Source organism: Aromatoleum evansii (genome assembly GCF_045689615.1).
Lineage (GTDB): Bacteria > Pseudomonadota > Gammaproteobacteria > Burkholderiales > Rhodocyclaceae > Aromatoleum > Aromatoleum evansii.
The window spans coordinates 5,375,403-5,397,575 of the sequence record NZ_CP141259.1 but is presented as its reverse complement, the minus strand read 5'-3'; the positions used below and the strand labels follow the sequence as shown (position 1 = coordinate 5,397,575).

19 protein-coding genes are annotated in these 22,173 nt (G+C 69.1%); 16 read left to right on the top strand and 3 right to left on the bottom strand.

The window, feature by feature from the left end; genetic code table 11:
* The first annotated feature begins 4 nt into the window (after window positions 1-4).
* The 3 genes from U5817_RS25240 to U5817_RS25230 all read left to right on the top strand — a co-directional run bounded on the left by U5817_RS25240 (window position 5) and on the right by U5817_RS25230 (window position 4,220).
* Complete coding sequence (locus tag U5817_RS25240) at window positions 5-1,249, top strand: sigma-54 dependent transcriptional regulator (RefSeq protein WP_169132462.1); 1,245 nt, start codon at window positions 5-7, stop codon at window positions 1,247-1,249.
* A gap of 101 nt (window positions 1,250-1,350) precedes the next feature.
* Window positions 1,351-2,757, top strand: coding sequence for a Trk system potassium transporter TrkA (gene trkA, locus U5817_RS25235; protein ID WP_169132461.1), 1,407 nt, complete (start codon window positions 1,351-1,353; stop codon window positions 2,755-2,757).
* The gene (locus tag U5817_RS25230; RefSeq protein WP_169132460.1) at window positions 2,754-4,220 is read left to right on the top strand and encodes a TrkH family potassium uptake protein; all 1,467 of its coding nucleotides are present in this window, start codon (window positions 2,754-2,756) and stop codon (window positions 4,218-4,220) included. Before trkA ends, U5817_RS25230 begins: the two co-directional genes overlap by 4 nt.
* Before the next feature lie 481 nt (window positions 4,221-4,701).
* Here the strand turns inward: U5817_RS25230 and U5817_RS25225 are convergent, their stop codons facing one another.
* The gene (locus U5817_RS25225) at window positions 4,702-5,019 is read right to left on the bottom strand and encodes a DUF2917 domain-containing protein (protein WP_169132459.1); all 318 of its coding nucleotides are present in this window, start codon (window positions 5,017-5,019) and stop codon (window positions 4,702-4,704) included.
* 98 nt (window positions 5,020-5,117) lie between these two features.
* Here U5817_RS25225 and U5817_RS25220 point away from each other — a divergent pair, with 98 nt between their 5' ends.
* Window positions 5,118-6,149, top strand: coding sequence for a GlxA family transcriptional regulator (locus U5817_RS25220; protein WP_407279267.1), 1,032 nt, complete (start codon window positions 5,118-5,120; stop codon window positions 6,147-6,149).
* A gap of 117 nt (window positions 6,150-6,266) precedes the next feature.
* Window positions 6,267-7,319 carry a porin gene (locus tag U5817_RS25215; protein WP_407279266.1) on the top strand — a complete coding sequence of 351 codons (1,053 nt, stop codon included), beginning with the start codon at window positions 6,267-6,269 and terminating at the stop codon, window positions 7,317-7,319.
* Between the two features lie 204 nt (window positions 7,320-7,523).
* Here U5817_RS25215 and U5817_RS25210 read toward each other — a convergent pair whose 3' ends face one another.
* Together U5817_RS25210 and U5817_RS25205 are read right to left on the bottom strand one after the other, a co-directional pair.
* Window positions 7,524-8,603 carry an AbrB family transcriptional regulator gene (locus U5817_RS25210; RefSeq protein WP_407279265.1) on the bottom strand — a complete coding sequence of 360 codons (1,080 nt, stop codon included), beginning with the start codon at window positions 8,601-8,603 and terminating at the stop codon, window positions 7,524-7,526.
* A gap of 36 nt (window positions 8,604-8,639) precedes the next feature.
* Window positions 8,640-9,734 (bottom strand): ABC transporter substrate-binding protein, encoded by a 1,095-nt coding sequence (locus tag U5817_RS25205; RefSeq protein WP_407279264.1) that lies wholly within the window; start codon window positions 9,732-9,734, stop codon window positions 8,640-8,642.
* Window positions 9,735-9,817: 83 nt separating this feature from the next.
* Here U5817_RS25205 and U5817_RS25200 point away from each other — a divergent pair, with 83 nt between their 5' ends.
* The 11 genes from U5817_RS25200 to U5817_RS25150 all read left to right on the top strand — a co-directional run bounded on the left by U5817_RS25200 (window position 9,818) and on the right by U5817_RS25150 (window position 21,660).
* Window positions 9,818-10,495 carry a response regulator gene (locus U5817_RS25200; protein WP_169132245.1) on the top strand — a complete coding sequence of 226 codons (678 nt, stop codon included), beginning with the start codon at window positions 9,818-9,820 and terminating at the stop codon, window positions 10,493-10,495.
* Between the two features lie 18 nt (window positions 10,496-10,513).
* The gene (locus tag U5817_RS25195) at window positions 10,514-11,917 is read left to right on the top strand and encodes a sensor histidine kinase (protein WP_407279263.1); all 1,404 of its coding nucleotides are present in this window, start codon (window positions 10,514-10,516) and stop codon (window positions 11,915-11,917) included.
* 82 nt (window positions 11,918-11,999) lie between these two features.
* Entirely contained in the window at window positions 12,000-12,971 is a 972-nt protein-coding gene (locus U5817_RS25190) for a Bug family tripartite tricarboxylate transporter substrate binding protein (protein WP_407279262.1), read from the top strand.
* 150 nt (window positions 12,972-13,121) lie between these two features.
* Window positions 13,122-14,105 (top strand): tripartite tricarboxylate transporter substrate binding protein, encoded by a 984-nt coding sequence (locus U5817_RS25185; protein WP_169132248.1) that lies wholly within the window; start codon window positions 13,122-13,124, stop codon window positions 14,103-14,105.
* Entirely contained in the window at window positions 14,102-14,584 is a 483-nt protein-coding gene (locus tag U5817_RS25180) for a tripartite tricarboxylate transporter TctB family protein (protein ID WP_169132249.1), read from the top strand. The genes U5817_RS25185 and U5817_RS25180 overlap by 4 nt, the downstream gene beginning before the upstream one ends.
* Window position 14,585: 1 nt before the next feature.
* Entirely contained in the window at window positions 14,586-16,103 is a 1,518-nt protein-coding gene (locus U5817_RS25175) for a tripartite tricarboxylate transporter permease (RefSeq protein WP_169132250.1), read from the top strand.
* A gap of 10 nt (window positions 16,104-16,113) precedes the next feature.
* The gene (locus U5817_RS25170; protein ID WP_407279261.1) at window positions 16,114-16,857 is read left to right on the top strand and encodes a TerC family protein; all 744 of its coding nucleotides are present in this window, start codon (window positions 16,114-16,116) and stop codon (window positions 16,855-16,857) included.
* A gap of 109 nt (window positions 16,858-16,966) precedes the next feature.
* Complete coding sequence (locus U5817_RS25165) at window positions 16,967-17,416, top strand: universal stress protein (RefSeq protein WP_169132252.1); 450 nt, start codon at window positions 16,967-16,969, stop codon at window positions 17,414-17,416.
* A 160-nt stretch (window positions 17,417-17,576) separates the two neighbouring features.
* A complete protein-coding gene (locus U5817_RS25160; RefSeq protein WP_169132253.1) occupies window positions 17,577-17,819 on the top strand; it encodes a hypothetical protein in 243 nt (80 codons plus the stop codon).
* A 108-nt stretch (window positions 17,820-17,927) separates the two neighbouring features.
* Complete coding sequence (gene hemE / locus U5817_RS25155; protein ID WP_407279260.1) at window positions 17,928-18,998, top strand: uroporphyrinogen decarboxylase; 1,071 nt, start codon at window positions 17,928-17,930, stop codon at window positions 18,996-18,998.
* A 490-nt stretch (window positions 18,999-19,488) separates the two neighbouring features.
* On the top strand, window positions 19,489-21,660 hold the full coding sequence (locus U5817_RS25150) for a primosomal protein N' (RefSeq protein WP_407279259.1): 2,172 nt from the start codon (window positions 19,489-19,491) through the stop codon (window positions 21,658-21,660).
* Window positions 21,661-22,173 lie beyond the last annotated feature (513 nt).

Sequence of the window (22,173 nt, the reverse complement as noted above, 5' to 3'; positions counted from 1 at the left end):
ACAGATGGCAAACATACTTATCGTTGACGACGAAGTCGGTATCCGCGAACTCCTGTCGGAGATCCTGCGCGACGAGGGGCACGACGTGGTGCTGGCGGAGAACGCGGCCGCCGCGCGCGCGGTGCGCAATGCGCGGCGCCCGGACCTGGTGCTGCTGGACATCTGGATGCCCGATACCGATGGCATTACGCTGCTGAAGGAGTGGTCGGCCAACGGCCAGCTCAACATGCCGGTGGTGATGATGTCGGGACACGGCACGATCGACACCGCGGTCGAGGCGACGCGTATCGGCGCGATCGACTACCTGGAGAAGCCGATCGGCCTGCAGAAGCTGCTGTCTGCGGTGAAGCGCGGCCTGCAGCGTCCGGCCGCCCCCGGTGCGCCGGCGCCGCTGACGCTCGCGGCCTTCACGCGCTCGGCGCCGCTGCGCGAGCTGGCGCGGCTGGTGCAGCAGGTGGTGGTCAATTCGCGCGTGCTGCTGTTGCGCGTGGGGCAGGGCAGCATCGCGGAACTCGCCGCGCGCAGCGTGCAGCCGAAGGCGTCGCCGTGGCTGGATCTGGCCGCCGTGTCGGCGGCGCTGGACGTGAACCAGCTGCAGGCCTGCCAGGGCGGCGTGCTGTTCGTCCCGGAGCTGGCGCGCCTGTCGCGCACGCAGCAGAAGAACCTCGCCTTCGCGCTGGAACGGCTGGAGCGCTACGACCTGCACCTGGTCGTCGCGACCGACCACACGCTGGAGTCGTTGGTGCGCGAAGGCTGGGAGGAGGCCCTGGCTGTGCGCCTGTTCGAGGTGAGCCTGGCGCCGCCGTCGCTCGCGGACGTGCGCGACGACCTGCCGGAGATCGGCGCGCAACTCCTGCTGCATTTGGTGGAGGCCGGCGAGGTGCCGCGCCGCCACTTCTCGACCGCGGCGCTGAATGCGCTGCGCGCCCAGCCCTGGCCGGGTGGCTATGCGGAACTGCGTGCGGCGGTGAAGTCGCTGGCGCTGGGGACGCTGGACGAGGAGATCGCGCTGACCGATGTGCGCAAGCTGCTGATCCCCGCCACCGAGGGCGCGGTCGCGGTGTCGCTCGACCAGCCGCTGCGCGAGGCGCGCGAGGCCTTCGAGCGCCTGTACTTCGAGCACCACCTGCGCCTCGAGGGCAGCAACATGACGCGCCTGGCGGAGAAGAGCGGGCTCGAGCGCACGCACCTGTACCGCAAGCTCAAGCAGCTGGGCCTGCACGGCAGCCGGCGCAGCGAGGAAAGCTGAGCGCGGCGCAGGGCATTTGACGCGGCCGTGCAACAGTCGCGCTGCGCAGGTCGGCCGCTCGCGTAGAATCGGGCTTCCTTAATGTTCGGGGCGACTCACCGGTGAAGATCATCATCCTGGGGGCGGGCCAGGTCGGCGCGTCGGTGGCGGAAAACCTCGTTTCCGAGGCCAACGACATCACCCTGATCGACACCAGTGCCGAGCAGCTCGAGGTGCTGCGCGACCGCCTCGAATTGCGCACGGTGATCGGCAATGCGGCCTCGCCCACGGTGCTGCGCGAGGCCGGCGCGGACGACGCCGACCTGCTGATCGCGGTGACGCAGTCGGACCAGACCAACCTGTGCGCGTGTCGCGTTGCGAAGACCCTGTTCAACCTGCCGACGCGGGTGGCGCGCCTGCGTTCGAGCGACTTCGTCGATCACCCGGAACTGCTCGACGACGACAACTTCGCGGTCGATTTCTCGATCTGCCCGGAGCAGGTCGTCACCGACTACATCAAGCGCCTGGTGGCCTTTCCGGAGGCGCTGCAGGTCATGGAGTTCGCCGGCGGGGTGCTGAGCCTGATCTGCGTGCGCGCGTTCGAGGGTGGGCCGCTGGTGGGACACCCGCTGAAGGCGCTGCGCTATCACATGCCCAACGTCGAGGTGCGCATCGCGGCGATCTACCGCGGCGACGGCGAGGCGATCATCCCCGAGGGCGACACCATGATCCTGCCCGGCGACGAGGTGTTCTGCCTCGCCGCGTCGGTGCATATCCGCCAGGTGATGCGCGAGATCCGGCGCGAGGACCGGCCAATCCGCCGCATCATCATCGCCGGCGGCGGCAACATCGGCCTGCGCCTGGCGCGTGCCATCGAGGACGACCACAACGTCAAGGTCATCGAGCTCGACCGCCGCCGCGCGGACGTCCTCGCGAGCCAGCTGCATCGGGCGCTGGTGCTGCGCGGCGACTCGACCGACGAGAAGCTGCTCGAGAACGAGGGCATCGACGAGGCGGACATGTTCCTCGCGCTGACCAACGACGACGAGGACAACATCATGTCCGCGTCGCTCGCCAAGCGCATGGGGGCGCACCGCACGCTGGCGCTGATCAACCGCAGGAGCTACGTCGATCTGGTGCAGGGGGGGCCGATCGACATCGCCATCTCGCCCGCCCAGACCTCGATCGGCTCGCTGCTGCAGCACGTGCGCCAGGGCGACGTCGTGGCGGTGCATAGCCTGCGACGCGGCGCGGCCGAGGCGCTGGAGATCATCGCGCACGGCACGCGCAAGGAATCCAAGGTGGTCGGCCGCACGATTGCGGAGATCGCACTGCCGAAGGGCGCGACCATCGGCGCGATCGTGCGCGACGAGATGCGGCCCGACGGCAAGGTCGCGCGCCGCCTGGTGGTGATGCCGCACCATGACACGGTGGTCGACAGCGGCGACCATGTGATCGTGTTCTGTACGCACAAGAAGCTCGTGCGCCAGGTGGAGAAGCTGTTCCAGGTGGGCTTCGGCTTCCTATGAGATGGCGCGCGGATTCCCACCCGGTGCTCAACGCACTGGGCCTGATCGTGATGCTGTTCGCGGGGCTGATGCTCTTTCCGCTCGCGGTGTCGTGGTTCACCGGTGACGGCGCCACCGTCGCCTTCGACCACGCGGTACTCATCACCTTCGCCGCGGGCCTGCTGATGTGGCTACCCACGCGCGGGCGCAGGCGCGACCTGCACACGCGCGACGGTTTCCTGCTGGTGGCGCTGACCTGGATCGTGATGCCGGTGTTCGGCGCGCTGCCGCTGCTCGACTTCATCCCCGACCTGTCGGTGACCGATGCGTACTTCGAGGCGGTGTCGGGGCTCACGGCGACCGGCGGCACGGTGCTGGTGGGACTGGAGCACCTGCCGGTGTCGATAAACCTGTGGCGCACCTTCATGCACTGGATCGGCGGCATGGGCGTCATCGTGCTGGTGGTGGCGATCCTGCCGCTGCTGGGCATCGGCGGGCGGCAGCTGATGAAGGTCGAGGTGCCGACGCCGATGAAGGAGCAGAGCCTGACGCCGCGGATCGCCGAGACCGCGAAGGGCCTGTGGCTGACCTATTCGCTGCTCACCGTGGCCTGCGCGGCGAGCCTGTGGCTGGCCGGGCTGGACGGCTGGGAGGCGATCATCCACACCTTCAGCGTCGTCGGGCTGGGGGGGTTTTCGAGCAAGGATGCGTCGCTCGGGCATTTCAACAGCGTGCCGGTGGACGTGATCGTGATCGTGTTCGCGCTGCTCTCGGGCCTCAACTTCGCGACCCACTACCTCGCCTTCGCGCGCCGCAGCGTCAGGCCCTACCTCGCCGACCCCGAGCTGCCCTTCTATTTCGCGACGCTCGCGCTGAGCATTACCGTGCTCACCGCCTACCTCATGCAGTTCGATGCGCACGAGGACCTGCTCAGCACGCTGCGCTACGTCGCCTTCCACGTCGTGTCGATCTCCACCTCGCTCGGCCTGGCGACCTACGACTACACGCTGTGGCCGATGTTCGCGCAGATCTGGGTGCTGTTCCTCGGCAGCTTCATCGCCTGCTCCGGGTCGGCCGGCGGCGGCATCAAGATGATGCGCGCGATGATCCTGTACAAGCAGGTGTTCCGCGAGATCGTGCGCTCGCTGCACCCGCAGGCGGTGCATCCGGTGCGCATCCGGCGCCAGCCGGTGTCGGACGACATCCTGCATGCGGTGCTGGGCTTCAGCTTCATGTACATGGTCACCATCGTGTCGCTGACGCTGCTGCTCACCGCGACCGGGCTGGACATCATCACCGCCTTCTCGGGGGTGGTCGCATGCCTCAACAACACCGGCCCGGGCCTCGGCGCCCTCGGCCCGGCGTCGAACTACCAGGGACTGACGGACTTCCAGACCTGGGTGCTGGCCTTCACGATGATCCTTGGTCGCCTGGAAATCTTCACGCTGCTGGTGGTGATGACGCCGGTGTTCTGGCGGCGTTGAGTCCCGCGCCCCGCACGGTCTTGGTGCACGCGATCGCCGTGTTGCGCCATCTCGGGGCGTGGCGTGCGCGCACGTGGCCGCACGCAACCCCCTCCAGTCTCTGTAATACATGAAAATCAGTTACTTAACGAATGTGGCACATCCATTGCAATAAGGCGGCAGAAGCCGCTGTCCTTGCAGGCTCGGTCTCCTGTCTTCCTCTCCGCGCAGGGTGGGGATCTTCGGGACGGACCTGACGCTTGCCTTGCGCCAGCGCGACGAACAACAGGCTGGAGGATGGAGGAGACAATAGGGGCCCGCTCGACGGGCTCCGGGGCGGGAGACCGCCTGCCGCAGAGGCGAACCATCACTCCTCGTGTCACCTTTCGGGGCCGGTCCCGGCCGGCCCTGTATTTTTTCCGGATTCGTGATCGCAGGACGCACGGCAGCCGTTTCCTGTCGCCGTCCTGCCAATGCCTTTCTACAAACACAGGGCCGACGCTCAGACAGTCCTCGCCGCTCCGGGAACATCCCCTATGTCCGGCTTGCACCGGGGTTCAACGGCGTTTCTCCGGGTCGGGCGCAGCGGCTGCGGGTGGAGCCGCAGTGTGGACGGCTGCAAAGCCTGGACCACCCCGCTGCGGCCACCCTCGAGTGTGTGCGACTGTCCCGGCCGCAGCACGAGATCCCCGCTTCGGCCGTGCTCCGTGACCCACAGCAGGCCGCTGACGCAATGCAGGCGGGTGATGCGTCCTTCGGGCAGTTCGACAAATTCGCGGCGCGCGACCGTCACGAGACTAGAATCGGTTTCCGTACGCATGCTCGCCTCCGTGTAGGGGTGATGGGGCCCGGGTGCCGCGTCGCGGCCTCGATGCAGGGCAGTGTGCGTCCCCGGACTTCGTGACGACAGGGGCGGAAATGACAATTACCGGGCCGAATCGGACAACTGGCTGCAAGACCGTCGCGCTGCTCGCCTACGACGGCTGCCAGGGCTCGGCGATCGCGTCGCTGATCGAAGTCCTGGATATCGCCAACCTCTACGGCGCACGCGGCGACCCGCGTGCCGAACCGTTGTTCCGCTGGGGCGTCGTGTCGCCCGACGGGCGCGCGCCGGTCGCGATGGGCGGGCTGGACATCGCCGTCGGCGGTTCGCCGGCGAGCGTCCCCGCGCCGGACCTGGTCTTCATTCCCGGCCTGCATTTCACCGGCGACGTCGCCCATTTCATGCAGCAGATCGCCTCGCTGGCGCAGGACTGCGGCGCCTGGCTGCGCGCCCAGCACGAGGGCGGCCGCGTTGTCGCCGTGAGCTGCGCCGGCGCCTTCGTGCTGGCCGAGTCCGGGCTGCTCGACGGCCGCAAGGCCACGACGAGCTGGTGGCTCGGCAAGCTCTTTCGCGCCCGCTATCCGCGTGTCGATTTCCGCGAGGGCGAGCTCGTCACGCAAGACGGTCGCATCCTGTCCTCGGGCGCCTTCACCGCCTGCCTGGACCTCGCGCTGCGCATCGTCGAGCATTTCGGCGGCCCCGCGCTCGCGCTGTCCTGCGCCAAGGTCCTGCTCATCCATGCCAAGCGCGACTCGCAGTTTCCCTACATGACGCTGCAGGCGCGCGTCGCGCATCAGGACGAACTCGTGCTGCGTGCGGAGAGCCATATCCGTTCGCATGTCCGCGAGACGCTCTCGGTGGAGCAGCTGGCCGCCGAGATGGCCACCACGCCGCGCACGTTGAATCGGCGCTTCCGCGAGGTGCTGGGCTGCTCGCCGAAGCAGTACATCCAGGACCTGCGCGTGGAAGGCGCGAAGCGCCTGCTCGAATCGACCGACCTCGACTTCGGCGAGATCGTCGAGCGCGTCGGTTACGCCGACCCGCGCTCGTTCCGACGGATCTTCGAGCGGGCGACCAAGGTCTCGCCCAGCCTGTACCGGCGCATGTTCTCCATTTCGCAGGGCTGAGCCTCCCGCTGACGGCGAAAGAAAGCAGACTGAAAGCGACTTTGAGTTGAATGCCCTCCACCCGGGCCGCGCTGGAGCGGCCGGGATCGGAAACATCCGACTCACCGGAGGAGCACAATGCACAAGAAAATCATCGCCGCGGCCATCGCGGCGGCCGTCGCCATGCCGTTCGCCGCGCTGGCCCAATCCGCGCCTGCCAATGTCACGATCTACGGGCTGCTGGACCTGAACCTCGCGCGCGAATCGGCGGGCGACAAGAAGCGCGTCGGCGTCGACCACGGCGAGCTGAACGGCTCGCGCCTGGGATTCCGGGGCAGCGAATCCCTGGGCGGCGACCTGAAGGCCATCTTCACGCTGGAGAGCGGCTTCGATCCCTCGACCGGCACCGCCGAGCAGGGCGGCCGCCTGTTCGGGCGCCAGTCCTTCGTCGGCCTGGAGAGCGCCACCTGGGGCCGGCTGACCCTAGGCCGCCAGTACTCGCCGGCCTTCGTCGCGATCGACCCCTTCGACGCGACCGGTGCAGCGGATCGCAGCCCGGGCCTGCTCGTGCGCAAGACGGGCGGCATCAAGCCGGCCTATGAGACGCGCTTCGACAACATGGTGAAGTACCGTTCGCCGAGCTTCGCCGGCCTGGAGTTCGACCTCGGCTACTGGCTGGGCGAGAAGAGCGGCAACGGCGACGCGATGAAGGAAGGCAACGGCCACGGCATCACGGCGCTGTACAAGAACGGTCCGCTGTCGGCCTCGCTTGTCACGCAGAGCGTGTATCGCGATGCGACCGGCGGGCGCGTGCGCACCAGCGGCGGCGGCCTCGCCTACGACTTCGGCGTCGTGAAACCCTACCTCGCCTACACCGAGGACAAGGAAAGCGGCTCGATCGGCAGCGGCAAGGCGCGCACCTTCGACATCGGCGCCGAGATCCGCGTCACCGGCACCGACACCATCGCGCTCAGCTACGCGAAACGCGACGAGCGCAACGACGTCGCCGCCGAGGATGCGCACGGCTGGTCGGCGTACTACATGCACGACCTGTCGAAGCGCACGACCCTGTATGCGGCGTACTCGCAGCTCAGCAACAAGGATGACGCGAACTACGCGCTCGGCAACCTCACGCCGGACGCGGGCGACGATCCGCGCGTCGTGATGGCAGGCATCCGCCACAAGTTCTGAGCGCGCACACCCTCTCCTCTTCGCGCGTGCCCCGCGCGTGTTTTCCCCCGGTATCGCGGTGCGTGGTGCCGGGGGTTTTTCGTTCTGTCCGGAGGGCGGGCTTTGCACAGCCAGCCCGCTCGGTCGGCGCAAAGCGATGCTTCGCGAAACCCCGTCCTCGCCCCCTTGAAGGGGAGGGAGATCCATCGTGGCCGGATCCGGGCTTCAGCGTTCCGCGCTTGCCCGTCGCGTCGCCCAGCGTTCGAACACACGACACGCCGCCGGGGCGCTGAGGCTCAGCACGATCACGCGCAGCACGTGGGCGGCCGTGACGAGCGGGACGCCCAGGTGCAGGACCTGGGCCGTGATGCTCATCTCGGTGACGCCGCCGGGCGCGGCCGCGAGCACGACGGTCGCGAGCGGCACCTGCAGCGCCCAGGACAGCACCCCGGCGAGGATCGCCAGCGTCGTCATGCACAGGCCGGTGCTGGCCGTCGCGGCGAGGATGAAGCGCGGCGCGCTGCGCACGAATCCGGGCGAGAAACGCGTTGCGAGCGACACCCCGATCAGGAGCTGGCCGGCGTTCACGAGCCAGCGTGGCAGCGCCGACAGCGGCAGCGCCAATGCGCTCGCCACGGCGACGCCGCCCAGCGCGCCGAGGATCCATGCGTTGGGCAAGCGCGCGAGGCGCAGCGCCGCCACCCCCGCGAGCGAGGTGGCGAGAAGCAGCGGCAGATGCAGCCACTCCACCTTCGCGGCCGCCGGTGTCCATTGGTCGCTGCCGTGCGCGCCGGCCTGCACGATCACGAAGGGCACCACCGCGACGACCAGCATCATGCGCAGCGCGTGGGCGGTCGCGACGCGCTCGGCCGACGCGCCGCGCCGTTCCGCGAGCGTCGCCATCTCGGAGGCACCGCCGGGCAGTGCGCAGAAGAAGGCCGTCGCCGCATCGACGCCGGTGAGCCGGCGCAGCAGCAACGCGCACAGCATGCCGACCGGGACCGCGCTGAATGCGATCGCCGCGATCAGCGGCGCGTTGAGGCTGAGCTGCGCGACCACCGGCGCCGTGAAGTTGAGGCCCAGCGTCGTGCCGATCACCCACTGCCCGGCATGGCGCGCCGGGCGCGGGGCGACGAGTTCCAGTCCGGCGAGGCGTAATGCGGCGACCGCGAACAGCGGGCCGATCATCCACGGCAGCGGCAGCTTCACGACGGCGGCGGCGAAGCCGGCGGCGGTGGCGAGGGCGAGGGTCAGGAGCGGCGCGGCAAAACGGGGCCGCGCGCCGTCGGAACGGGGCGTCGTCATGGGCGGGAGGGATGGAGGAGTGGTTTCAGCCGCCTGTCAGGGGGCGGGGAACACCGTGTGATGCCATTTGCGCAGGAAGTCGCGGCGCTTGATCTGGTCGAGGTAGGTCATCAGGCCGGGTCCGATCGGGATCGGGCGGAAGGCACCGCCGAGCTGGCGGCGCAGCTCGGAAGCCGCGGTGTCCTCGGGCACGTCGTCGCGCACCGAGAAGAAGCCGGGATGCCGTGCCAGCTGCTGCTGGCCCTCGCGCGACAGCACGAAGTCGAGCCACAGGCGCGCGGCGTTCGGGTGGCGTGCGCCGCGGGCGATGAAGGCGACGCGGCTCAGCACCAGGGTGTAGTCGCGCGGCAGCACGACGCCGATCGCGGGGTCGTCCGCGGCGCGCAGCAGCGCGTAGGAGCCCAGCACGTTGTAGCCGATCAGCGCTTCGCCGGAGGCGATGCGATCGAGCATCTCGGTCGTCGATGGTAGCGTTGCGGTGCCGGTGCGGCCGAAGGCCTCGGCGAGTTTCCAGAACACGACGGGGTTCGCGAGCACATCCTGCGTGTGCAGCATGAAGCCGAGGCCGGAGGTCGAGGGTTCGTAGGTCGCGAGCTTGCCGCGGAAGCGCTCGGGCTGCTGCGCGAGCAGGCGCAGCAGCTCGGCGTGCGTCGCGGGCGCCTCGGCGGGGGCGAGGAGCTTGCGGTTGTAGGCGATCGCGACCGGCTCGAAGGTGGTGCCGAAGGCCTCGTTCTTCCACACCGCCCATTCCGGCAGCGCTGCCGTTTCGGCGGAGCGGTGGGGCTGGGCGTAGCCGTCGTTGACCAGCTTCACCTGCAGATCGACGGCCGAGCTCCACACGAGGTCGGCGTGCTCGCCGCGCGCGAACTCGTCGAGGAAGCGCCGCAACAGCTCGCCGCTGTTGAGATCCACGTACTCGACGCGCACGCCCGGGTAGCGCTGCTCGAAGGCGCGGATCAGCGGGCGCGCGATGCGCTCGTCGGTCGCGGCGTGGATGACGACGCGGCCCTCGCGCACCGCCGCCGCATACAGCGGGTCGGCCGGCTCCGCGTGCACGCCCGCGGCCGGCAGCGCGAACAGCAGTGCGAGCGTGCGGAGCAAACGGGGCAGGTGGAGCAGGAGAGGGCTCAATCAGGGTCCTTGCGGCTTTTTGCGCGGCGCGCGCATTTGCGGCACGATGATCCGTCCAACAGCTTTCGAATCACTTTCAGCCGATGCGCCTGCTGCTCGTAGAGGATCATACCGAACTCGCGGAATGGGTTTCCAAGGCCCTCGCGCAGGCGGGCTACGCCGTGGACGTGATGAGGCGCGGCGACCACGCCGACCACGCACTGCTCACCCAGCCCTACGACCTCGTCGTGCTGGACCTGTCGCTGCCCGGCCTGGACGGCCTGGAGGTGCTGCGGCGGCTGCGCGGGCGCGAGGCGACGCGGACGACGCCGGTGATCATCCTCACCGCGCGCGGCGCGACCGAGGATCGCGTGAAGGGGCTCAACCTCGGCGCCGACGACTACCTGCCCAAGCCCTTCGAACTCACCGAGCTGGAAGCGCGCATCAAGGCGCTGCTGCGCCGGGCGGGCAACCTCGTGCCGAGCGTCAGGATCGGCCGGCTGGAGTTCGACCTCGGCTCGCGCCTCGCGACGGTCGAGGGCAAGCCGCTGGCGCTGACGCCGCGCGAGCTCGCGGTGCTGGAGGCGCTGATCGCGCGCCAGGGGCGGCCGCTCGCGCGCGAGGCGCTGTTCGAGAAGGTGTTCAGCTTCGACGAGGAGGCGCGCCCGGAGGCGATCGAGATCTACGTGCATCGCCTGAGGAAGAAGCTCGAGGGTTCGGGCGCGGTGGTCACGACGCTGCGCGGGCTGGGCTACCTGATCGGCGAGGCGGGCGGTGACTGAGGTTGCGCGCGGATGGGCATGCGCGCATCGCTGAGCCTGCGCGGGCGCGTCGCGCGCTGGCTGTTGCCGCCGTTGCTGATCCTGCTCGCGATCAACGCGGTGCTGTCGTGGCTGGGCGCGCGCCAGGCCGTCAATCGCGCCTACGACCGTTCGCTCACGGCGTCGGTGCGCGCGATCGCCGAGCAGGTGCATTCGCTCGAGGGCGAGATCACCGTCGATGTGCCCTCATCGGCCTTCGAGGTGTTCGAGGCCGGCGTGCAGGAGCGCATCTTCTACGCGGTGTTCGCCCCCGACGGGAGCCTCGTGACCGGCTACGAGGATCTGCGCGCGCCGCGCCCGCCGGCCGAGGACGGCACGCTGCTGCTGGCGGAGACGCAGTACCGCGGCGAGGACGTGCGCATCGGCGCGATGAAGAAGCGCCTGTACGACCCCGCGCTCGCGGGGGGCGATGCGGTGACGATCGTGTTCGCGGAGACCACCGAGTCGCGGGTTGCGCTTGCCCGTGAGCTCTTCCTCGACAGCCTGCGCCGCCAGCTGCTGCTCGTCGGTCTCGGCGCGCTGATGCTGGCGCTGGCGCTGGGCTCGGCCTTCCGCCCGCTCGTCGAGTTGCGCGACGCGGTGCAGAAGCGCGCCGAGGACGATCTCACGCCGGTGCCCACCGGCAACGTGCCGAGCGAGGTGCAGCCGCTGATCGGCGCGATCAACCACCACATGGAGCGCCTGTCGGCGATGCTCGTCGCGCGGCGGCGCTTCCTGACCGATGCCGCGCACCAGATCCGCACGCCGCTCGCGGTGCTCAGCACGCAGGCCGAGTTCGGCGCGCGCCAAGGCGATCCGGGCGAGATGCGGCGCATCTTCGAGAGCCTGCTGGCGACGATACGCAGTACGCGCCGCATGGCCGACCAGATGTTGTCGCTGTCGCGCGCAGAGCCCGCGAACGGGCTGATCCAGGAGCAGGCGCCGGTGGACCTCACCGACATCGCACGCGAGGTCGCGCTTGAGCTGGTGCCGGTCGCCTTGAAGAAGCGCATCGAACTCGCCTTCGAGGCGCCGGGGCCGGCGACGATGACGGGCAACGGTGCGATGCTGCGGGAGCTGGTCGCGAACCTCGTCGACAATGCGATCCGCTACAGCCCGCCGGACACCCAGGTGGTCGTCGCGACGGGCGTGTCGGACCGGCGCGTCGTGCTCGCGGTGAGCGACGAGGGGCCGGGCATCCCGCCGGAGGAGCGCGAGAAGGTGTTCCATCGCTTCTACCGCATCCTCGGCCAGGGCGGGCCGGACGGCAGCGGCCTGGGGCTCGCCATCGTGCGCGAGATCGCGCTCGCGCACGATGGCGAGGTGCGCCTCGCGGATGCGCCGGGCGGGCGCGGGCTGCTCGTGGAGGTGGAGTTCCCGCGCCGTGAAGCTGTCGACCGCTGAAAGCCAATCGAAAGCACTCCTCCGTATCGTCCGTCTCCATGCAGGGCCGGAGCGACCGGCCTGATACCAAGAGGAGACAAGCATGTTCAGGAACATCGTCAGGACCACCCTCGTCGCCGGCGCACTCGGCCTCTGCTTCGTCGCCAGCGCCCCGGCGCTCGCGCTCGACAGCGTCAAGATCCTCGTGCCGGCCAATCCGGGCGGCGGCTGGGACCAGACCGCGCGTGCGCTGCAGGCGGCGATCAATGCCGAAGGCATCGCGAAGAAGGTCACCGTCGACAACAAGGGCGGCGCGGGTGGCACGATCGGGCTGGCGCAGTTCGTCAATGGCACGAAGGGCGACGGCGGCGCGACGCTGGTCGGCGGCATGGTGATGGTTGGCGCGATCGCGACCAACAAGTCGCCAGTGAACCTGACCCAGGTCACGCCGCTGGCGCGCCTGTCCGGCGAGACGCTGGTCGTCGTGGTGCCGGCGAGTTCGAAGATCCAGACCCTGAAGGACTTGGTCGACCAGTTCAAGGCCAACCCCGGCTCGGTGTCGTGGGGCGGCGGCTCGGCGGGCGGCTCCGACCACATCCTTGCGGGCCTGATCGCGCAGGCGGTCGGCGTCGATCCGGCGAAGGTGAACTACATCGCCTATTCGGGCGGCGGCGAGGCGCAGGCCGCGATCATGGGCGGTCATGTCGCGGCCGGCATCAGCGGCTTCGGCGAATTCCAGTCGCAGATCAAGTCCGGCAAGTTGCGCGCGCTGGCGGTCTCGGGCGCCGAGCGCATCCCCGGCGAGAGCGTGCCGACGCTGAAGGAGCAGGGCGTCAATGTCGAGATGGTGAACTGGCGCGCGATCTTCGCCGCGCCCGGCATCACCGAGCCGCAGCAGAAGGAGTTGGTCGCCGCGCTCGACAAGGCGGTCACGTCGAACTCGTGGAAGGAGGCGCTCAAGCGCAACGACTGGCAGGACATGTACCTCACCGGGCCGGAGTTCAAGAAGTTCCTCGAAGCCGACGTCGCGCGCATCACCAAGCTCGTGACCGATCTCGGCATGGTCAAGCCGTAAGTCGGAACCCGACCGTCCAATAACGCCGCGTTCAGCCACGTCCGTGCGCGCCGAGCCCGTCGCAGGGCCCGGCCCGCACGGTAGCGGGTCGGCCGATCCTGCGTGGCTGCACCGTCCCGCCCCGCAGCACCTCTTCCGGAGACATTCCACATGCGACATAACGATATCGGCGCCGGCCTCGGCCGCGCGCTGCGGACCGTCCTCGCCGGTCTCGCCCTCGCGGGCGCCACGACCCTGGCCTGCGCCGCCGACTACAAGATCCTCGTCCCGGCCGCGCCCGGTGGCGGCTACGACCAGCTCGGCCGCGCGGTGCAGGCCGCGCTGCAGGCCAACAAGCTCGCCGACCGCGTGCAGGTGAACAATGTCGCCGGTGCGGGCGGCACGATCGGCCTGGCGCAGCTCATCAACAGCAGCAAGGGCGACGGCGGCGCGCTGATGGCGAGTGGCAAGGGCATGGTGTCGGCGGTGTTCATCAACAAGTCGCCGGTCACGCTCGCGAACGTCACGCCGATCGCGCGCCTGACCGGCGAGTATGAAGTCCTCGTGGTGCCGGCGAGCTCGCCGCTGAAGAACATGGCCGACCTCGTCGCCGCCTACAAGGCCAACCCCGCCGCGGTGTCGTGGGCGGGCGGCTTCGCCGGCGGCGTCGACCAGCTCACCGCCGGCATGATCGTGCAGGCCATCGGCGGCGAGGCGGGCAAGTTCAACTACGTCGCCTTCGGCAGCGGCGGCGAGGTCCTCGCGCAGGTGCTGGGCGGCCACGTCACGGTTGGCCTGGGCGGCTTCAATGAGTTCGCGGGCCAGATCAAGGCCGGCAAGCTGCGCGCGCTGGCGGTCACGGCGCCTGCCCGCGTGCCGGACATCGACGTCCCGACGCTGAAGGAGCAGGGCATCGCGGTCGAGTTCGTGAATTGGCGCGGCATCATGGCGGCGCCCGGCATCAGCGACGCGCAGCGCGACGAGCTCGTGAAGACGGTGACGCAGATGGCGAAGAGCGACGCGTGGAAGGCGACGCTGGCGAAGAACGAGTGGGTCGACATGCTGATGACCGGCGACGAGTTCCGCCAGTACGTCGAGGCCGAGCAGAAGACCGTGCTGAAGCTCGTCAATGATCTCGGGTTGGTGAAGAGATGAGCACGCGCGCGCGCACGGACGTCGGCGAACTGCTGATCTCGCTCGCGCTGCTGGCGCTCGGCGGCTTCGTCGTGTTCGAGACGCAGGGGATCGCCGAGACACAGGGCTATTCGCAGGTCGGCCCGCGCCTCTTCCCCTATCTCATCGGCACCGGCCTCACGCTGTGCGGCACCTGGCTCGCGTGGCAGGCGCTCTCAGGCGGCTGGCGCGCGATGCCGGACGAGGCCGGGACGCACGCCGCGCCCGACCGCACGGGCTTCGTGCTCATCAGCGCCGGCGTCGTGCTGCACATGGTGCTGATCGGCTGGGCCGGCTTTATCCTCGCCTCGACCCTGCTCTTCGTGCTGGTCGCGCGCGGCTTCGGCAGCACGAAACCGGTGCGCGACGTCGCCATCGCGGCGGTGCTGTCGACGGCCGTGTATTTCCTCTTCACGCAGGCGCTGGGCCTGAGCCTGCCCGCGGGCCTGTTCGGAGGCTGAGATGGAAACCCTCAACGCACTCTTGTCGGGCTTCGCCGTCGCGCTGACGCTGCAGAACCTGCTGCTCGGCTTCGTCGGCGTCACGCTGGGCACGGCGGTCGGCGTGCTGCCGGGCGTCGGCCCGGCGCTGACGGTGGCGCTGCTGCTGCCCGCGACCGCAAGCTTCGACCCCACCGGCGCGCTGATCATGTTCGCCGGCATCTACTATGGCGCGATGTTCGGCGGCTCGACGACCTCGATCCTGCTCAACACGCCGGGCGAATCGGCGACCATCGTCACCGCGATGGAAGGCAACATGATGGCCAAGCGCGGCCGCGCCGGCCCCGCGCTGGCGACCTCGGCGATCGGCTCCTTCGTGGCCGGCACGATCGGCACCGTGCTGCTGACCTTCGTGTCGCCCTTCGCGGTCGACGTCGCGCTGAAGTTCGGCCCCGCCGAATACTTCTCGGTGATGGTGCTGGCCTTCGTGACGGTGTCCGCGGTGCTCGGCTCCTCGCCCGCGCGCGGCCTCGCCGCCCTCTTCATCGGCCTGACGATCGGCCTCATCGGCCTCGACAGCCAGACCGGGCAGGCACGCTTCACGCTGGGCGTCCCGGAGCTGCTCGACGGCCTCGACATCGTCGTCGTCGCGGTGGGCCTCTTCGCGGTCGGAGAGACGCTCTACGTCGCGACCTACTTGAACCGCGGCGTCGACACCATCGAGCAGATGAAGGGTTCGATCTGGATGAGCAAGGACGACTGGAAGCGCTCATGGAAGCCGTGGCTGCGCGGCACCGCCTTCGGCTTCCCGTTCGGCTGCATCCCCGCGGGCGGCGCCGAGATCCCGACCTTCCTCTCGTACGCGACGGAGAAGAAGCTCAGCCAGCATTCCGCCGAGTTCGGCAAGGGCGCGATCGAAGGCGTGGCGGGCCCGGAAGCGGCCAACAACGCCTCCGCGAGCGGCACGCTGATGCCGCTGCTGACGCTGGGCCTGCCGACCACCGCGACCGCCGCGATCATCCTCGCCGCGTTCCAGCAGTACGGCCTGCAGCCCGGCCCGCTGCTGTTCGACACGCAGCCGGAGCTGATTTGGGGCCTGATTGCAAGCATGTATATCGGAAACGTCATCCTGCTGGCGCTGAACCTGCCGCTGGTGGGGGTCTGGGTAAAATTGCTGTCGATCCCGCGCCCGCTGCTCTACGCGGGCATCCTGATCTTCGCGACGATGGGCGCCTACGGCATCCGCAACTCGTGGTTCGACCTCGCGCTGCTGTACGGCATCGGTCTGCTGGGATTCGTGATGCGCCGCTACGACATCCCGGTCGCGCCGGTGCTGGTCGGCCTGATCCTCGGCCCGCTGTCCGAGCAGCAGTTCCGCCGTGCGCTGGCGATCAGCCAGGGCGACCTGTCGATCTTCGTGACACAGCCGATCTCGGCGACGGTGCTCGCGATCACCGCGCTGGTCGTGATCGTGCCGCAGGCCTGGCGCCTCGTGCGTCGCATGCAGGCCGACGCGATCGGCCACCATTCCCCGATCTGAGGAGATAACAGTGTTTGAAACCATGATGGATGCCGCCTTCTGGGTATCCGTGCTGCAGATCATCGCGATCGACATCCTGCTCGGCGGCGACAACGCGGTCGTCATCGCGCTCGCGTGCCGCAAGCTGCCCGAGCATCAGCGCAACAAGGGCATCGCGTGGGGCGTGGTCGGCGCGATTGGCCTGCGCGTCGTGCTCATCTTCTTCGCGCTGCAACTCCTGGCATTGCCCTTCCTGAAGGTCGTCGGCGCGCTGCTGCTGCTGTGGATCGGCGTGAAGCTGATGCAACCGGAGGACGACGAGGGCCAAGGCAACATCGAGGGCTCGACCCATCTGCTCGGCGCGATCAAGACCATCGTCATCGCCGACGCGGTGATGAGCCTGGACAACGTGATCGCGGTCGCCGGTGCGGCCAAGGGTGACCTCGGCCTCGTCGTGTTCGGCATCGTCGTCAGCATCCCCATTATCGTGTGGGGCAGCAAGTTCGTGCTCAAGCTGATGGACCGCTTCCCGATGGTCATCACCCTCGGGGCGGCGCTGCTGGGCTGGATCGCGGGCGGCATGCTGATCGGCGACGTCGTCGTGAAGCCCTATGTCGAACACCTGCCGGGCTGGCTGCACTACGTGAGCTCGACCGCCGGCGCGCTCTTCGTCGTCGCGCTGGGCGCGTGGCTCGCGAAGCGGCAGTCCGTCGAGGACCACGCCGCGGGCGAACTCGCGGTCGAAATGGCCGGGCAGGGCGCCGCGCGCGACTAGCGCGACGGTCGGTCCGGAACGACTCCTCCGTTCGCCCGGGCCTGTCGCGGGCAGCCGCAAGGCCGCGACGGGCCCGGGTGGAACGAACCTCTCATCCCAAGGACGCCCCATGTTCCAGCATATCCTCGTCCCCACCGACGGCTCGCCCTTGTCCGACCAGGCGCTCGATCGCGCGATCGCGCTCGCCCGCGGTCTGGGTGCCCGGCTGACGATCCTCAACGCGACCGCCGAACCGCCGTTCCCGGTCACGAATTTCGGCGAGGACGGCCATTACGATCCGGAGAAGACGCGCCGCTTCGCCCGCGAGGCCGCGTCGCACGGCCAGCGCATCATCGACGCGGCGCTTGCGCGGGCGCGGGAGGCCGGCGTGAAGGCCAACCCCGTCGTAGAAAGCAGCGAGACCCCGCACCGCGTGATCATCCAGACCGCCGAAAGCCTCGGCTGCGACCTGATCTGCATGGCCTCGCACGGCCGACGCGGCATCAACGCGCTGCTGCTGGGGAGCGAAACCAACAAGGTCCTCGCGCACTGCACGATCCCCGTGCTGGTCTGCCGCTGAACGCGGCGGCGGTGGAAAGCGCCTGACCGTCGCCCAGTGACGGCTGGAATGACGCTTTCCACCCGGCCGCCGGCGAAGCCAGCTTCGCGGCGGTGGCATGCAACTTGTTTTACCTTGATCCGATTCTGCAGCCGCAGACATTCAATTCGAGGAAAACGTCATGAAGCCGATCCGCAGCCTGGCCGCCCTGGCCCTCACACTCACCACCGGCACGGCCCTCGCGCACGGCGATCACGGCTTCGTGCCCGGCCTCGCGCACATGTTCTCGTCCGGCATCGAGCACCTGCCCTCGGCCCTCGTCACGCTCGTGAGCGCCTTCTTCGCGATCCGCTCGACCGGTGCGCTGCGCTGGACGCTGGGCGGGCTCGCGGTCGCCGCCGGCGCGCTGAGCCTCGCGATCTGATCGTGCAGCGGGGCAAATGCCCCGCAGCCCGCGCGGGAGCGGCATGACGGCGGAAAAACGGCGATAATCGAGGTTTGCGCCCGCTCGGGCAGATTTGAGGACGTAACCGTGACCCGCCTGCAGAACGACACCTTCCTGCGCGCCCTGCTGCGCCAGCCGACCGAATACACGCCGCTGTGGCTGATGCGGCAGGCGGGGCGCTACCTGCCCGAGTACTGCGAGACCCGCAAGCGCGCCGGCAGCTTCCTGAACCTGTGCAAGAGCCCGACGATGGCCTGCGAGGTCACGCTGCAGCCGCTCGCGCGCTACAACCTCGACGCCGCGATCCTCTTTTCCGACATCCTCACCGTGCCGGACGCGATGGGCCTGGGCCTGTACTTCGCCGAAGGCGAGGGCCCGCGCTTCGAGCGCCCGCTGCGCGACGAGTGGGAGATCCGCAATCTCGCGATCCCCGATCCGCATGCCGAACTGCAGTACGTGATGGACGCGGTCGCCGAGATCCGCCGCGCGTTGAACGGCAGCGTGCCGCTGATCGGCTTCTCCGGCAGCCCGTGGACGCTGGCCTGCTACATGGTCGAAGGCGGCTCGTCCGACGACTACCGCAAGGTCAAGGCGATGGCCTATTCGCGCCCCGACCTGATGCACCACATCCTCTCCGTGACGGCCGACTCCGTCGTTGCCTACCTCAACGCGCAGATCGAATCCGGCGCGCAGGCCGTGATGGTGTTCGACTCCTGGGGCGGTGCGTTGTCCGAGGCGGCCTACCACGAGTTCTCGCTGCCCTATCTCAAGCGCGTCGTCGATGGGCTGATCAAGGAGCGTGACGGCGAGCGCGTGCCGAACATCGTGTTCACCAAGGGCGGCGGCCTGTGGATCGAGGGCATCGCGGACATCGGCTGCGACGCCGTCGGCCTCGACTGGACCATGGACATCGGCCGCGCGCGCAAGCTCGTCGGCGACAAGGTCGCGCTGCAGGGCAACCTCGACCCCAACGTGCTGTTCGCGCCGCCCGAAGCGGTCGCGCGCGAAGCGAAGCGCGTGCTCGATTCCTTCGGCAACCACCCCGGCCACGTCTTCAACCTCGGCCACGGCATCTCGCAGTTCACGCCGCCCGAGTCGGTGTCCGTGCTGGTCGACACCGTGCACGAGCACAGCCGCAAGATCCGCGCGGGCGCCTGAGCGTCTCGCGGCGGTACCCGAACCCCGGCCGGGTTGCGCAGGACGCGCCCCGCCGGGGTTCCCTTTTGGGGTTGGGGAAAATTCCCCGCTTGTCGGCACCGTCAAGGTGCGAAGTGCGCAATCGGGAGTGTCCGGTCGACCCTTGTCAAGCGGAATAATATGCGTTGACCGCTTGACTTATGCACACCGGAGCACTTCCGAAGCCGGATCCTGCATGGAATCCGGGTTTATTCACATGAATTTATAAGTAATTGAAAAATAAAGAATAAAAATTTGCCTACTGTTAAGGCAATGTGACACAAGGGCAGGACTGGCGCCGGGTTCAGGGCGTTTCACCCATGCTATCAACAAAGTTATCCACAGGATTTGTGGACAAGCTTCGGAAGGGTTTCGCGGCAAAGATTTACTCCCCGTTTCCGAACAACGAATTTAAGAACTCCTCGTAAACGTCTGATAATTAATTGAAAGTTGTGTAAGAAACGAAACCCGAATGCCCATCGTCCGCGTCGCGCTTCCCGTTCCGCTGCCACAACTCTTTGATTATTCATCGCAAGATGCATGCGATGAGGATGTCGGCCGCTGCGTGCGGGTGCCCTTCGGGCGGGGGGAGAAGAGCGGCCTGATCGTTGCGCGCGTCGCCGAATCGGACGTGGACCCCGCGCGCCTCAAGGCGGTGCGTCACATCCAGCGCGAGGTCGCGCCCCTGCCGGCGGACTGGCTGGAGCTGGTCGGCTTCGTCGCGCGCTACTACCACGCGCCGCTCGGCGAAGTGATCGCGCTCGCCTTGCCGCCGGGTCTGCGCCGCGCCGATGCGGTGAGCGACCGCGAGAGCGACCCGCTGCTGGACCTGAGCGAGGCAGGCCACTCGGCGCTGGCCGAGGCCCGCCGTGCGAGCCGGGCGCTGGCCCTGCTCGGCGAACTGCGCGCGGCCGGCGTGATCCGCCGCAGCGCGGCGCGCGAGCTGCCATCGGGCGCCGCTTTGGGCGACGCGATGAAGCGCGGCTGGGTCGTTGCCGTACGCGGTGCGGATCCGGCGATGCCCGCGGCGAACCGTCCCGAGCTCACCGAGGAGCAGCGCGCCGCGGTCGAGGCGGTGTCGGCAGCGCCGGCAGGCTTCGCGCCCTGGCTGCTGCAGGGCGTGACCGGCAGCGGCAAGACCGAGGTGTATCTGCGCCTCGCCGAGCGCGCGCTCGCCGCGGGGCAGCAGGTGCTGATGCTGGTGCCCGAGATCGCGCTCACGCCGCAGCTCGAATCGCGCGTCGCCAACCGCTTCCCCGCCGCGTGCGTCGTGAGCCTGCATTCGGCGCTCGCCGAGGGGGCGCGTTCGCGCGGCTTCGTGCAGGCGCTGGAAGGACGCGCCGACATCGTGCTCGGCACGCGCCTGTCGGTGTTTGCGCCGCTGCCACGCCTCGGCCTGATCCTCGTCGACGAGGAGCACGACGCCTCCTACAAGCAGCAGGAAGGGGTGCGCTACTCGGCGCGCGATGTCGCGGTGTGGCGGGCGCGCCAGCGCGGCGTGCCGGTCGTGCTCGGTTCGGCGACGCCCTCGCTGGAGAGCTGGCAGCATGCGCGGCTGGAGCGCTACCGCAGCCTGCGCCTCGACGCGCGCGCGCTCGCGAGCACGCTGCCCGCGGTGCGCCGCATCGACACGCGCCGCATGAAGCTCGACGAGGGTCTCAGCCCGCAGCTCAAGACCGCGATCGGCGAGCGCCTCGCACGCGGCGAGCAGAGCCTCGTGTTCCTCAACCGCCGCGGCTACGCGCCGGTGCTGTCCTGCCCCGCCTGCGGCTGGGTCAGCCAGTGTCCGCACTGCTCGGCCAACCTCGTCGTGCATCTGGCCGACCGCCGCCTGCGCTGCCACCACTGCGGCTGCGACACCGAGGTGCCGCACCACTGCCCGGTGTGCAACAACCAGGACATCCAGCCCTTCGGCCGCGGCACGCAGCGCATCGAGGCGCGGCTGGCCGAACTCTTCCCCGAGGCGCGCGTGCTGCGCGTCGACCGGGATTCCGCGCGCACGCGCAACCAGTGGGAAAGCCTGCTCGCGCAGATCGCCAGCGGCGAGGCGGACATCCTCGTCGGCACGCAGATGATGGCCAAGGGCCACGACTTCCCGCAGCTTACGCTGGTCGGCGTGATCGGTGCGGACGCGTCGCTGCACGCGGCCGATTTTCGCGCACCGGAGCGCCTGTTCCAGCAGTTGATGCAGGTCGGCGGGCGGGCGGGACGCGCACACCTGCCGGGCGAAGTGCTGGTGCAGACCGAATACCCCGACCACCCGCTGTATCGCTGCCTCGCCAAGCACGACTTCGACGCCTTCGCCGCGAGCGCGCTGGACGAGCGTCGTGCGGCCGGCTTCCCGCCCTTCACCTTCCAGGCGATGCTGCGCGCCGACGCGCCGATGCTCGACGACGCGATGCAGTTCCTCGCCCACGCGCGCCGCCTCGCGCAGGAGATCGCGCCGGCCGGCGTGAGGGTGTTCGATGCGGTGCCGATGCGCCTGACGCGGCTGGCCCGGCGCGAACGCGCGCAGCTGCTGGTCGAGGCGGACGAACGCGCGCCGCTGCAGGGTTTCATCGGCCATTGGATCGAGGTGCTGCGCGGGCAACGCATTCATCGCGAGCTGCGCTGGCAGCTCGACGTGGATCCGCTGGACGTCTGAACTTGCGGCCGGCCCCCTCTCCGCGCATGTGGAAGGGGAGGCATTCGTGGGAGCGGCTTCAGCCGCGAAGCAGCGTCCCCGCAGTCTGAAGCGCCCATTCGCGGCTGAAGCCGCTCCCACCGAGTTCCTCCACGGCTACCGCGCCCCACTTGTGGATCCGCCGGACGTGTGAACTTGCGGCCGGCCCCTTCTCCGCGCATGTCGAAGCGGAGGCATTCGTGGGAGCGGCTTCAGCCGCGAAGCAGCGTCCCCGCAGTCTGAAGCGCCCATTCGCGGCTGAAGCCGCTCCCACCGAGTTCCTCCACGGCTACCGCGCCCCACTTGTGGATCCGCCGGACGTGTGAACTTGCGGCCGGCCCCTTCTCCGCGCATGTCGAAGCGGAGGCATTCGTGGGAGCGGCTTCAGCCGCGAAGCAGCGTCCCCGCAGTCTGAAGCGCCCATTCGCGGCTGAAGCCGCCCCCACAGAGTTCCTCCACGGCCACCGCTCCCCGCGAGCTCGTGTCCTACGAAAG